Annotated in this window: 4 protein-coding genes and 1 pseudogene; 4 read left to right on the forward strand and 1 reads right to left on the reverse strand. The window is 70.5% G+C overall.

Annotated features, from left to right (window positions below):
- Positions 1 to 120: 120 nt before the first annotated feature.
- Positions 121 to 3,153 (forward strand): AAA domain-containing protein, encoded by a 3,033-nt coding sequence (locus ACIBK3_RS03200; protein ID WP_399361314.1) that lies wholly within the window; start codon positions 121 to 123, stop codon positions 3,151 to 3,153.
- A gap of 117 nt (positions 3,154 to 3,270) precedes the next feature.
- A pseudogene (locus tag ACIBK3_RS03205) lies at positions 3,271 to 3,509 on the forward strand (IS630 family transposase); the annotation flags it as partial.
- A 116-nt stretch (positions 3,510 to 3,625) separates the two neighbouring features.
- Here ACIBK3_RS03205 and ACIBK3_RS03210 read toward each other — a convergent pair.
- A complete protein-coding gene (locus ACIBK3_RS03210; RefSeq protein ID WP_399361316.1) occupies positions 3,626 to 10,396 on the reverse strand; it encodes a DUF3320 domain-containing protein in 6,771 nt (2,256 codons plus the stop codon).
- Positions 10,397 to 11,566: 1,170 nt separating this feature from the next.
- Here ACIBK3_RS03210 and ACIBK3_RS03215 point away from each other — a divergent pair.
- Both ACIBK3_RS03215 and ACIBK3_RS03220 read left to right on the forward strand, forming a co-directional pair.
- Entirely contained in the window at positions 11,567 to 12,658 is a 1,092-nt protein-coding gene (locus ACIBK3_RS03215) for a lytic murein transglycosylase (RefSeq protein WP_399361318.1), read from the forward strand.
- Between the two features lie 84 nt (positions 12,659 to 12,742).
- Positions 12,743 to 13,843, forward strand: coding sequence for an RNA polymerase sigma factor (locus ACIBK3_RS03220; RefSeq protein ID WP_399361320.1), 1,101 nt, complete (start codon positions 12,743 to 12,745; stop codon positions 13,841 to 13,843).
- Positions 13,844 to 14,088 lie beyond the last annotated feature (245 nt).

The raw sequence follows: 14,088 nt of genomic DNA on the forward strand, positions 1-14,088 counted from the left end.
GCCGAGCAGCACTGACCGGAAACACGTTCGCCCCACCTCGGCGTACATAAGCTCGCTGTTCCGCATGTGCCTCGGTCCGGCACATGTCATGACGGTGAGCCGATCACCTCGGGGGTGGAGATGGCGCAGGAGTCGACCCGTCCGTATCCGGTGGATGAGTTGCTGGCAGCGGTCCGGCTGGAGGTCGCCGCCGAGCTGCGCAGCGACGGCAAGGACGAGCAGAAGGTGCCCCTGTCGAAGGGTCGCCGTACCTCGCACCTCGAGGCGCGGCACGAGTACCTGTTCCAGTGCCGCAAGTGGCAGGACGGCCTTGACGGCAAGCCCGTGCTGGTCCGGCCGTCCCGCTCCACCGGTGACTGGGCGCCGGCCGAGGCCAAGCGACTTCCGGACGGCGGTGTGCGCCTGACCACCGCCATGGACCTGGGCGACTCGCCCGCGAACGTACAGATCCGCGAGGACGACGCAGCCGGATGGCGCACGCTCGCCGAACGCCTGGAAGCGGTGGGACAGCCGGGACACCCTGTGCGTGTGGAGAGCGCCGGATGGATGGTCGGCCGGGGCAACCCGCGGCTCGGCAGCGACCGCTCGACGGCACGGTGGGTGGCCGACTGGGCGTCCTTGCAGCTCAATTCCGGACAACGTCAGGCGGTCTCCCAGGCGCTCGCCAGCGAGGTCACATTCCTTTGGGGGCCGCCCGGCACCGGCAAGACCGATGTCGTCGGACACATCATCGAGGGAAACTACCGGCAGGACCTCACGGTTCTCTTCCTGGCGCCCACCAAGGTCGCCGTCGACCAGGCCCTGGAACGCGTCTGTGACCTTCTCTCCGTGGAGACCAGCTTCCCCGACGGGCTCGTGCAGCGCGCCGGAGACATCACGGTCCCGTCGCTGCGGGACAGGTACGGCGAGCAGGTGGATCCCGACCGGATCGCCGCGCGGCTCTCCGCGACGCTGGACGCCGCACTCACCGAACGCGTCGCCGACCTGCGCACCGCGCAGACGGGCATCGCCGCGCACGACAGGCTGGGCGTCGTCCGTGCCGATCTCGCGACGGCCCAGCAGGGGTACACACAGTCCACGCAGAGCCGCGAGGCGGCGAACTCGGCCCAGGCCGGCGCCCGCAGGGAGATCGCCGAACAGACCGCCCTGATCGAGAAGATCGGCGCTCCACGCGGCATGTTCGCCGACCGGAAGCAGAAGCAGCTGGACGACGCACGGGTGGCCGTCACCGGAGCCCGTACCCGCCTGGAGTCGATCGCGTCGAACCTCGCCGCTGCCGAACGTGCCGGGCGGCATGCCATGGCGGAAGTGACCCGACTGCGGTCCGTCCTGTCGGCCGAGGAGGCAAAGGTGTCCGGGCTGCCGAGCCGTGCATCACTGGTGTCGCAGGCCGCCAGACTGCAACAGGAGATCAATACTCTGGAAGAGCAGCGGCGGGCGATCAAGGACACGGTCCGTTCGAAGTGTCGGGTCCTCGGTGCGACCGTCGCCAAGGCTGTCCAGTCGCACAAGCTGCTCGACCGGGTCGACGTGGTCGTCATCGACGAGGCGGGGATGGTCGATCTTCCCTCCGCCTGGTACGCGGCAGGTCTCGCCGGGAAGCGGGTCGTCGTGGCAGGCGACTTCCGCCAGCTTCCGGCAGTGACCAAGGGCAGCGGCGACCGCAAGGCGACGCCGGAGGAACGCGACCACGCCCTGAAGTGGAGCGCGCGGGACGTCTTCCACGCGGCGGGCCTGGTCAGGGAGTCCGGATCCGTCCGGCCGGACAATCGGCTCGTGGCGCTGAACACCCAGTACCGGATGCGCGGTCCGATCTGCGATGTGGTCAACACCGTCGCCTATCCGGACGCACCCTTGTCCACAGGGCGGGCAGACGGCTCTCGCATTCCGTTCAACCCGCTGGTCGACGCGCCAGTGATCCTCATCGACACTTCGAAACAGCGGATCGCGGGGCGCGACCACCTCACCAATACGGTGCACGAGGCGGCCGTCCACGAACTCGTGCGCGGCCTGCAGTACGAGGGCGTCCTGCCCGGCCGCAAAGCGGAGGACGTACCCGCCGGGGAGCAGGCCACGGACCGGCTGGCGGTGATCGCTCCGTACCGCGCGCAGGTACAGGCCCTCAAGAACAGCCTGGCGTACCGTTTCGGGGCGTCGTACGAGGGTCTCGTGGACACCGTCCACCGGTTCCAGGGGAGCCAGCGGCCGATCGTCATCCTCGACACCACTGCCGGATCCGGCAGGTCGCCAGGATACTTCTTCAACGGCAGCGGCCTGTCCTCGCACACCTGCCGGCTCCTCAACGTCGCACTGAGCCGAGCGCAGGACCACCTCGTCGTCCTTGCGGACGTCGAGCATCTGCGTGAGCATCTGCCCGTCGGCAGCGAGGCGCTGCGCATGCTCGATCACCTGGAGGCGAACGCGCAGTGCATGTCCGTGGACCAGCTCATCCCGGTCCGTGACGCCGCCCAGTTGTCGGCCCTGTCCGACGAGGAGCTCGCCCGGCCCGCGTTCTTCCCCGCGGACGAGGTGCCCGCGGCCGTTCAGTGGGACATCGCGAGGGCCACCCGTACGATCGAGTTGTACTCGCCGTTCCTCGACCGCCAGCCGGTCCGCACATGGTCGGCCCATATTGCGAAGCGGGTGGTGGACGGCGTTCAGGTGACGGTCAGGACCCGGGACCCGCAGGAGCAGACAACCGATGCGGCGGCTGCACGTGTCCAGGAACTGGTCGACGAACTGCGTTCCGTGGGCTGCCGGGTCGAGTTCCGCGAGCGGATGCACGAGAAGGTGCTGATCCTGGACGAACGTGTGCTGTGGCACGGCTCACTCAATCTGCTGGCCAACAAGGGGCCCACCGACCTGATGATGCGACTCACGGACCCGGTGGCGTGCGATCGGGTGGGGCGGGTCATCGAGCGTGCCCGCAAGGAGAAGGCCGCGTGGAACCCCCGGACGACAGGCGCGGGCAAGACGGGCGGAGCGGGCCGTGCCGACGGAGAGCGCCTCTATCTGGAAGTCCCCTACGCGGACAAGAACGAGGCGAAGAAGCGGCTCGGCGCACGGTGGGATCCCGACCGCCGGAAGTGGTACGTGGACGCCGCCAAGGTGAGCCGGGAGGAGGCGGCGCGCTGGCTGCCGCCGTCATCATGATGTCCGGCCAGCGGTCGGAGGGGGCCGCCCGGGGCGATCGGCACACGGCGCTCACCGACGACGGAGAGGCCGCTCGCTCCGACAGGCCGGAAACGGCGCTTCGCTCGCACCCGGCACGATGTCGTCGGGCTCTACCACAACCCTCCCGAGCACGCGGTCCCGCTGTGCGTGCACGAGAAGTTCCAGATCCAGGAGCTCGATCGCGACCGGCCGGTGCTGCCGATGATGCCCGGCCTGCCTGACGCCGCACCCACGACTACGTGCGGCACGGCATCACCAGCCTGTTCGCCGCCTTCGACATCGCCGGTGGCACAGTGATCGGCGAACTCCACCACCAGCACCGGGCGGTGGAGTTCAATAAGTACACCGATGTCCGGCGAGGGCGGCGGGAGTTGCACGCAGCGATGACCTCGTCGTGCGCCGCCGCCACCAGGTCCTGGTCCGCCCTCCGGAAGCAGCCCACCGCAACGAATCAAGAACCCTCGGCGGGCATCAGGCCGCCCTCCGAATCGATCAAGTCCCCCACGGCGGTCAACGCGTCGATGTCGCCAGTCAGCGCGTCCCGGATATCGGCTCCGAGCCGTGCCCACCCGAAGAAGCGAGCGGCCTCCCGCAGCAGGTCCTCACGATGCACGCCCGGTCCTTCTTCGACCACGTTCCTGAGCACGAGCTGCCGCTCCGACTCGGGAACCTCCGCCACTCGTCGGGCGCACCGCTCCGTCGGTGTGCGGGCGAACTCCGTGTCGTGGCCGGGCCTGTCGTAGGCCGTACCGACGTGGACGATCTTGCCCTGCTTGAGCAGACGGCGAAGAGCTCGGTCGATGCGGTCGCGAACCACCTGGCCGGCTCGTCCGAGGCCCCACGCGAGACGGACCCGGGTGTAGAGCACCTCCTTCTCGACAGGCCCTTCCACCTCAACCACACACAGCGCCACGTCCGCCACCACGTCGAGGGCATCGGGGTCCTGCAGCTCCACGCCCCACATGCCCCGCTGGCTGCTCGACCTGTCACGTACCTCTGCCAACAGCTCAGGGCCTACGTCCTGGTAGGGACGGCTCCAGGGCGCAGGGCCGGAGTCGACCGTCACGAACTCCACTCGCGGGAGTGCCGGACCACCTGCCGCCCCTGCTCCGGACTCTCCGCGCCCCGCACTCATGGTGCCCTCTACGACCTTCGCCGTACCGTCATCGTTGCCAAGGTCGCCGCCGCTGCTGTCCACCCCCACGGGTGACGCCACTCGTACCGCATGCGGGTCCTCCGCACACGCCTGTTCCACCGCGGCCCGAAGCCGCGCCATCGCATCCCGCCGGTTGCGATACCAGTCCGTACCCCAGATGCGGTGCAGCCTCCAACCCAGGTCGCGCAGGACCGCTTCTCTGAGCCGGTCGCGGTCCCGAGCCGCCCGCGAGGAGTGATACATGGCGCCGTCGCACTCGATGCCCAGCGCGTACGTGCCGGGCGCGCCCGGGTGCCGTACCGCCATGTCGACGCGGAAACCGGCGACCCCCACCTGCGGCTGGACCTCATACCCCCAGCCGCGCAGGACGTCGATGACCTCCTCTTCGAAGGGGCTTTCCGGAGCCGCGTCCGGATCGGGGGCCGCCGTCTGGAGGATCGCAGGGCCGTGCTGGGCGTACTGCAGGTACCGCTTGAGGTGCTGCACGCTCTTGTTGGCGCTGTCCGGCAGATCGCCACCGTGGAAGGAGGCGATGACCTCCATGCGGCGCCGGGCTCGGGTCACGGCCACGTTGAGGCGTCGCCAGCCGCCCTCCCTGTTGATGGGCCCGAATGTCGACAGCAGCTTGCCCCGGTGGTCGGGACCGTAGCCGATGGAGAGGATGATGACGTCGCGCTCGTCACCCTGGACGGTTTCGAGGTTCTTGATGAAGAAACCGTCGAGCCGGCCCTCCGTGAAGTGGTGGTCGAGGTCCGGGCGGGCCGTCCTCGCCTTCTGCACCGCCTCCTCGATCGCCTCCGCCTGCGACTTCGACAGTGCGACCACGCCGAGCGTGTGCTCGGGGCGGGTGTCGAAGTGGTGGATGACGCGCTGGGCCACCTTTGTGGCCTCAAGGGGGTTGTCGCTGCTCCCGCCGCGGTCGTAGACGCCGTCTGCCTTGATGAACTCCACGCCGATGTCCGGTCCCTGTTCCAGCGCGCCCGGGAACGTGACCATGGAGTTGTCGTAGAAGTCGTGGTTGCTGAAGGCGATCAGGTTCTCGTGCCGGCTGCGGTAGTGCCAGCGCAGGGGCAGCCCGCGCAGGACTCCGCTGGCCTTGCACATGTCGAGGATGGACTCGAAGCCGTCGGTGGCGTCCTCGTCCCACTCGTCACCGTCGTCGCTGTCGCCGGCCGCAGTGAAGAACGAGGTCGGCGGCAGCTGCTTCTGGTCGCCCGCCACGATGAGGGCCTTGCCCCGGTAGACGGAGTTCACCGCGTCCTGGGGCAGCACCTGGGACGCCTCGTCGAAGACGACGACATCGAATTCGAAGTCTGGCGGCAGGAACTGGCTGACCGTCAGCGGGCTCATCATGAAGCAGGGCTTGACCAGCCGTACGACGTCGCGGGTCTGCTGCAGCAGGTGTCGTACGGGCATGTGACGACGCTGTTTCTCGGACTCACGGCGTATCACGGCAGCTTGGCCCACTGATGTCCGGCGAGGGCGGCGGGAGTTGCACGCGGCGATGACCTCGGCGTGCGCCGCCGCCACCAGGTCCTGGTCCGCCCTCTGGAAGCGCTCCACCAACTGGTCGCGTTCCACGGCCCGCATCGGCTTCAGCCTCTGGTCGGTGGCGAGCTGGTGCTCGACCCACGCGGTGAGCACCGCACGTTCCATCGCGGCGGGGAAGTCCTCGGCAGAAACCTCGCGGCGTGCGAGCTGGTCGGGCAGCCCGTCGAGGTGGTAGCGGCGCAGCAGGGTCAGTGCGTCGGCGCAGCTGGTCCAGGCTTCCGGGCCGAAGGGGTCGCGGTCGAGGCGGGACAGGACGGACTGGGCCGCGGTGAGGGATTCAGCGAGTTCGCGTCGCAGCTCCTCAGCCCGCTCAGGCTCGAAGTACCCGGCGAGTGCCTCGCGTTGACCGCTCCAGTCGCTGGCGCGGGCCGCGACGGACGTGTCGGCTGACGCGGCCAGCATCAACCGGGCCGCCGCCTCGGGCAGGGGCGCGGAGTGGCCGCCGTGTGCGGCACGACGGACCTTCTGGGCCCAGTCCAGGGCGTCCAGGATCGCATCACGGTCTGTCTCGGTGCCCTGGTACAGGGAACCGAGAAGGCTTCGGTACGTGGCGTCGTTCTCCGCGAAAGAGGACTCGGCGGCGCGGGCGGAAACGACGGCCGCGACCGCTTGCCTGGCCCGCGACAGAGTGAGGCCCTTCTCCTCGCCCATGACCCGGGCCGTTGAGCGGATGAGGTCGGCCGCGTCCTCGAAGGGCTCCACATGCGCGCGGAGCCAGCTCGCCGCCCGTTCGAGGGGGCGGGCGGCAAGCGCTGTGCCGACCGTCGCGAGGTGGGGCTGCCCGGTGTACCCCTGCCAGAGGTCCAGGTCACGGCGGATCTGGTACGTCTGCGCCAGGAGTTCGCGCGGTTCGGGCCGACCGTCGGCCAGTACCCCGACGAGGCTGGCCCTGCGCGCTGGGTCCGCGAGCGTGTCGGGTGCGAGACGGGCGATCAGCCGGGCGGAGTCCAGTGCGGCCCGCAAGGCCTCAGTGTGGGGGTGCCCTCCGGGGACGTACCGGCCCAGCAACTTGCGCTGTTGCTCCGTGGTGTACGGGCCCGGTTGCTGTCGCGTCAGGTCAAGGCCGCGGCCCAGGAGCTGCCCCATGGGCTCGTAGCCCGTCACACCGTTGGGCGCGGCGTCGTGCAAGTCGTCCGCCTGCGTGTCGAGGCCGCGATACCAGGGACCGAGAAGGCTGCGGTCGGCTACGGCCTGAGCGGCGAACGCGGCGGTCTCCTTCTGTGCCGCGTGCGCGGCCGTGACCGCCGTGCGTGCAGAGGCGAGCGATTGCTCGGAGCCGGGGCCACTGTCCCGGCGACCGATCGAGGCCACGGTGTCCAGCAGCGCGACGGCCTGTCGCAATGGGGCGAGGTGGGCGCGCAGCCAGCGGGCGGCGTCGCCGAGCGGCTGCTTGGCGAGGTCGGCCGCATGCGGTGTCAGCGACGGGCTGTCCAAATCCCTTCGCCACGTGGCGAGATCGCCGCGCAGTGCCGCGCCGTGCTCGACGAGTGCGGGTTGCGGCTCTCGGCCGTCGGCCAGGTGAGTGGCGAGCAGACTCCGGCGGTAGGGGTAGGCGACAGTTTCCGGCGCGAGTGCGTGGACCGCTTCGGCGTGCACGAGTGCCTTGCGCAGTGCCGGGACATCGGGCAACACCGTGCCCCGATAGCGGCCGATCAGCTCGGCGTGGGTCGTGGCCAGCGACCGCAGCTTCCGGTGTGCGGCGCACCAGGCGTCGGCGAGTGACAGCTTGTCGTACAGCTCGCCGCGCCACGAGCCTCCGTGCGTCAGCCGGGCCACGAGCTTCCGGTCGGCCCGGACGCCGCTGGACAGCATGCCGGCAAGTCCCTGGCGGCCCTCCATGAGCCGGTGGACTGCTTCGGGCAACTCGGGCGTGGAGACGACTTCGGGCAGGAAGGTGTCACGCGCCGCCTCCTCCGCGGCAGCCAGGTCGTCGGCGGCCGAGGAGATCTCCGCGACGGCTGCCCGGACACCGGGTAGTGCCCCGGGGTCGAGCCATGCTTCGGGCGTACGGTCCGAGGCTGTGGCCAGCTCCACGAGCGTGGCAAGGTCCTCCGCCTCGGACGTCGACTTCGGCCGGTCACACCCGAGGCGCTCGGCCACCGAGTCGGCATGCTCGGCGGCCATCTCAAGGGCGTCGGCGAGCGTGTCGAACCGCTCGGCCAGCTCCGCGGCCTCGCGGCCGGTCAGCGACGCGATGTCGGCGCCAGGCGGTTCCAGTGCAGCGAGGGCCTGCTCGTTGGCCGGTCGCTCGGCGCTCACTTCCCGATGCAGTTCGGCCCACCCCGGGCCCGCGTGGTCCGTCGCGAGGGCCTGCGCGGAGAGTACCTGGTCCTGTCGTAGGAAGAAGTCGCTCAGTGCGTCGGCGGCGGCCCCGACCGCCGCCGCCTCCGCCCGCGCAGGGCCCTCAGGGACCAGCCACTGCTCAAGAGGGCGATGTTCGGTGCCCGCCACGGCGATCACGTCACACAGATGACGTGCTTCCTCGAGGCTGCCAAAACTCGTGAGCCCGGTGAGGTGGCTGACACCGGTGAGGCTCTGGAGGGTCCGCACCAACACACCAGCGGTCGCGTCGAACTCCTCGGCGAGCTGTCGCGCTTGCTCCTCCGTGAGTCCGGCAAGGCCGAGGCCGCGCGGCGCCATGGCCGAGAGCGTCGTCTCGGCTTCCCCCGGCTCAGCCGTCAGCCTGGTGGACAGCTCCTGCCAGCGCTCGCCGACCGCCGCGCGGACGGCAGTGCTCGTACGCTGCACCTTGCGCAGTTCAGTCAGGAAGGCGTCGGCCCGGTCGTCCACCTCGTCGGCGAAGGCATCCGTGGTCAGCCATACTTCCGGCACCGGACTCCGCACGTCGAGCAGCCGCAGGAGCGCGATCAGACGGTCGATTCCGCCCTGGTCCGTAACGGGCACTCCCCCGGGCGCGAGATCTCGGTACCGGTCGACCGCCGTCGTGAGCGCGTCCCGCGCCGCCTGCGCCTGCTCCAGCACAGGACGTGGATGCGGCAAGCCGGCCCGCAGGTCGCGCCAGGGGAACAACGGGTCGGCGACCGCCTCCCAAGCGTCGGAGATGGCTTTGGTCGCCTCGACGATCAGACGCAGGTCCTCGTCACTGAGCGTCTCAGCGCGAAACGTCGCCTCTGCCCCCGTGGGGGTGTCGTCACCATGGCTCAGATAGGCCACCGGCGCCTCGGAAAGCCGGCCGACCCGACCGAGTACGTCGTGCAGGGTCCGTCCCAGCGGGACGCGGACCTCGTTCATCGCTTCCGCGTAGGCGCTGAGTGCGAGGCGCAGTTCCCTGGCCTGCGCCAGGGTCTGCTGTGACAGCTGCGGTGCGCGCGGCTCCTCCGCGAGCGCCCGGCCCAGCTCCTGGGCCACCGCCTTGCGGCTGGTGTTGTGGCTGTGGAGGGCCATGGCGTACGAGTCGAGTCCGACCGACTTCAGCCGGTCAAGGACGACGTCGAGGGCCGCCGCCTTCTCACTGACGAACAACACGCTCCGGCCCGCGTGCATCAGACCGGCGATCATGTTCGTGATCGTCTGGCTCTTGCCGGTGCCGGGCGGGCCGTCCAGAACGAACGACTGCCCGGCCACGGCCGCGGCGACGGCCTGCCGCTGCGAGGCGTCGGCGTCGAGCACCAGCGGGCTGTCCTCGGGCGGGCTCAGTTCGTCGATCCGGTGGAGCTCGATCTCCTCGAAGTCGAAACGGTCGGAGGCGAGTCCGGAATTCGGGCCGAGCGCCATCGCCCGTACGAGGTCACTGCCGAGGACGCGGGCCTCGTTGTCCAGCAGGTCCTGGTACATCGACTCCTTGTGGGAGGCGAAGAGCGCGAGCACCACACGGTCGGAGATCTGCCATCCGGCCTTGCCCGCCACCGCGCGAGCCGCGGTGGAGAGCACCGCCTGCAGGTCCGAAGGGTCCTGTTCACCAACCGGCGTCCAGTCGATATGGACTTGGTCCAGCTTCACCCTCAGTGCCGGATTGAGGCGCGGTTCCTCGTCGTCGCTCGCCCTCAGGCGGATCCGGCCGTTGCGCGCGCGCTCAATGACCACCGGCATCAGGATCAGGGGGGCGTCGCTCCCCGTCTCAGCTCCGTCCTCACGCCAGCGAACCATGCCGACGCCAAGGTTGAGGGTCCACAGGCCATAGTCGTTGAAGACCTGCGTCGCTTTGGCGCGCAGGCTGTTCAACGCGCGCAGAAGGGAAGGAGCGGTGGTCTTCTGGGTAACGATTCCGTCGGTGCGGTCGCCCTTCTTCGCGAGGACCACATCGCCGGATCGCATGCCCTCGCCGGCCTCCGGTTCCTCGTCCGGGAGCGGCGCGAAGTCCCAGCCGCGCGCCAGGCCTTCGACGAGCTTCTGTGCGGATGGGGTCGAGATCTCCAGTGTCGCCGACTTGGTGTGGCGAAAATTGAGCAGCCGGTTGCGGCCGCTCAGGTCCACCAAAGAGGTGCGCCAGCTCTCAAGCATCGCCTTGAGGCGGTCGAGTTCCTGGCTGCCCCCGAAGTCACCCGAGTTCGTCACGCTGGTCCCTGATGTTGTCGCTTCTGGGCCAACGGAGCACCGGCGTCGACGGCAGTCTCCTCTGCCGCCAACGCAAAGCGCGGCCACAGACGTCCGTACTGTCCTGGTGGCCGCACAAGTCCCGCTGATCCCCCCTGGATGCGAATCCTACGGTCAGCGCACCAATGCGTGAAGCGATAGTTACGGAACGATTTTCTCGCTGTTCAGGAGCCTCGGTGTGCCCAGCCCGTGGAAGAAACAGCGAAGGGAGCACAACCGACTCCGTCGCCCGGTCCACGGCCTCGGCAGTCCGCCCGCCCAGCGCGGGCGTCTGCTTCAGGTACTGGCGCGGCGTTCCATCAGCCGGCCTGCACGGTGACCGCGTACGGCAGTCGACGCGTCCCGAGGAAGTAGCGGAAGCTCCGTCACTGCCGTAGACCTCTTCCGCGGCGACCCAGAAGCGGCCCTCGGGCAGGTCGGGCAGTGCCCGTCCCCACCGCCAGCAGCTCCGGCACCATGCTTTGACGGCTGCCGCGAACGGCCAGCTTCGAGGCCTTGCCCGCTCATCTGCACCAGGGACTTTTCAGGGCAGTCAGTGCCGCCCGCGGGACTTTCGCCGCCGAACGCGGCAAACCTCCGAAAGATCGGAAGAGCCTCCGTCACAGATCAGAGACCTTTTCAAGGCAAAGCTGCAAGTAGCGGCAGACGAGTCGGGCTGTACGCCGGGAACGGCGCAGCCCGGCGTAGACCCGGTGCAGACTCGGCGTCACCCGCTCGCTGTCACGCTGCTCGGCGAACTCCCCCGGATCAGCCTTTCATGCGGCTTGGTCATGCCCTCGGCCGGGCGGGGCGGGCCTCGCAAGTCCGGTCAACCAGCTCGGACGCGTCCGGCCGCTCCGGCCCCCGGACCGGCCGGGTCCCGGCACGCCAGTCGCCGCGTGAACTCCCGCAAGCCGCTCGCGAGGCTACCGGCAACGACTGCGTTGTCGCCGCGAATCCCTCGCGTCGGTACCCACGTCTCCTGCCTGGTCCGCCGTCGGGCCACGGACCGCCCCCGCCGCTCGGGGAGGTCTTGATGGACCCGCGTGCGGACCCCTCTTCCCGAAATCGTCCCGCTCCGTGCGACGGACGCGCCGCCCTGCCCCGTAGAGCAGAAGCAGGCGACATCAACCCACGGGGAGGGAGTGCGACGTGGCAGGGCACAGAGTCAGAGGTGCCAGGGGTGCGGCGATCGCGGCGGTGGCCATGGCGGCGCTGACCGCGTCACAGGCGCCGGGGGCGGTCCCGGCACGGGCCTCCGTACCCGAGCGGGAGGCACCCGTCGAGCACGGGCCGAGCGTGTCGGGCGACACCCTGTACCGCACCGCACTCCCGCCGCTGCGGACGCGGGAGCGCGAGCGTGGGGCGTCGGTGCGTGGGGCGGCGGGGGCGGGCGCCGCGCTCCCGGCGAGCGTGTTCGCCGCCTACCGGCGCGCCGAGGCGGAGCTGGCGCGCACCGCTCCCGGCTGCCGGCTGCGCTGGCAGTTGCTGGCCGCGATCGGCGAGGTGGAGTCCGGGCAGGCGCGGGGCGGTCGGGTGACGGCGGACGGTACGACCGTGACGCCGATCCTCGGGCCGCGGCTGGACGGCGGCGCCTTCGCTGTCGTACGGGACACCGACGGCGGCGCTTACGACGGGGACCCGGCCTACGACCGGGCGGTCGGGCCGATGCAGTTCATCCCGTCGACCTGGGCCCGCTGGGGCACGGACGGCAACGGCGACGGGCGGGCCGACCCGGGCAACGTCTTCGACGCGGCACTCGCCGCCGGGCGCTATCTGTGCGCGGGCGGGCGGGACCTCTCCGACCCGGCCGCGTTGGACCGGGCGGTCCTCGGCTACAACCACTCGGAGGCGTATCTCCGCACGGTCATGGCCTGGTACGCGTACTTCCTGGAAGGGCACCGGGTGGTGCCGGACAGCTCCGCGAAGGGTTCGGGACGCCCCGAGCCATCGCGGCCGAAACCCACGCCGGAACACACGCGGGAACCCACGCCGAAGCCGACCCCGTTCCCCCGTCCCAGCGGCTCCCCGTCCCGGGCTCCCTCCGCACCTGCCTCGCCGACCGCCGGCACGTCCCGTCCATCAGCCGGGGGCACGGAGACGGAGGAACCCCAACTCCCCGCCCCCGGCACGGACATCGAGTTGCCCGCCGACGACCTGCTGCCCAGCGGCGCCCCGCTGGGCGGCAACAGTGCGGACTCGATGGCCTCCACCCCCTCCACAACCGCGGATACTGGGCGGTAATGTCGCCACTCGCCGGACGGCACGAGACCGGCGGATGAGCGCGAAGGGGTCCTCATGGCGGTGGACATGCCTGACATGCCTGACATGCCTGCGGAGATACAGGCGGCCCACGACCGTTGGCAGCACATGTGGAGCCACCGCGAGCACCTGCTCAAGGTGGCCCGGCGCAGGTCGATGAGTCCGGAGGACGCCGAGGACGCGGTGCACGAGGCCATGCTGCGCGCCGCGGAGCGCCCCGACCTGGACGACGAGCGTCTCGGCGCGTGGTTGACGACCGTGACCATGCGGCTCTGCGTCGACCGGTACCGCCAGGTCAACCGTGAGGCCGAGGTACGCAGCAGCCCCACGCTCGTCGCGCCGGGCCCGGTGCCCGTCGAGGAGGCGGTGTGCGACCGGGCCGAGGCCAAGTGGCTGGCCGTGCGCAGCGGGGAACTGCCCGAGCGCCAGGCCGAAGCGCTCCGGCTGAAGTCCGAGGACCTCGACGTCGGCCAGGTCGCCGTGCGCATGGGGCTGAGCTATCGGACCGTCGAGTCGCTGCTCGCCCGGGCCCGGCGCACGCTGCGTACCTCGCTGGCCGGGACGCTGGGCCTCGCCCTGTTCCTGTGGGGGCGCGGGAAGCTGCGCGCGGGCGGACACGCGCAGGCTGTGGTGGTGACCTCGACGGCCGCGACACTGGTGGTGGCGGGGTTCGTGTTGCCGTACGTCCACGACGGGGACGGGGGCGGGGGCGGGCAAGGCACTCCCCGTCCCTCGGTGTCCCGTATGTCTCAGGCGACCACGCGGACCGTCAGGCCCGACGACCTCGGCCGGGCAGCCACCCCGGACGCCCGCGACCTGTCGGCCGTCTCGACGTCTCACGGAGCGACGCCGACCGTGCCGCCCGGCGATCACGACCGGTCGCTGCTGCCGCTGTCGGTGCCACCGCTGCCGGACGTCTCGCTGTCACCGGTGCCGCCCGTCCCCGGTGCGCCTGGCGTCCCGGGCGTGTCCGGCGTCCCCGGCGTGTCCGGAGTGTCCGACCTGCCGAACGCGTCCGACCTCCCCGACCTCCCCAATCTGCCGGCCGCGTCCGCGATCCCGACGACGCCACCGGCCCTCCCTGAGGCTCCCGCCACATCCTCCGCCACGTCCTCCGCCACGTCCTCCGCCCCGGTCGGCGTACCGACGCCGACCCCGCTGCCGTAGAACCGCGCCAAGAGCGCCGCCGTAGAACCAGTAGCACCACCGCGAAAGTCGCCGCCGTAGAACCAGTAGCACCGCCGCGAAAGTCGCCGCCGTAGAACCAGCAGCACCACCGGAAAAGGCGCCGCCGTCGACCTGGCGGAAACCGCGCCGCAAGACGCCGGAAAAAAATCCGCGTCCGTCGCGACGGACACCCCGCCCCTCCCCGTAGAGCAGATGTCAGAGCTGCTCCATGGCTGAAGGGTGGA

This window comes from Streptomyces sp. NPDC050287, assembly GCF_044459385.1.
In the GTDB taxonomy this organism is placed as follows: Bacteria; Actinomycetota; Actinomycetes; order Streptomycetales; family Streptomycetaceae; genus Streptomyces.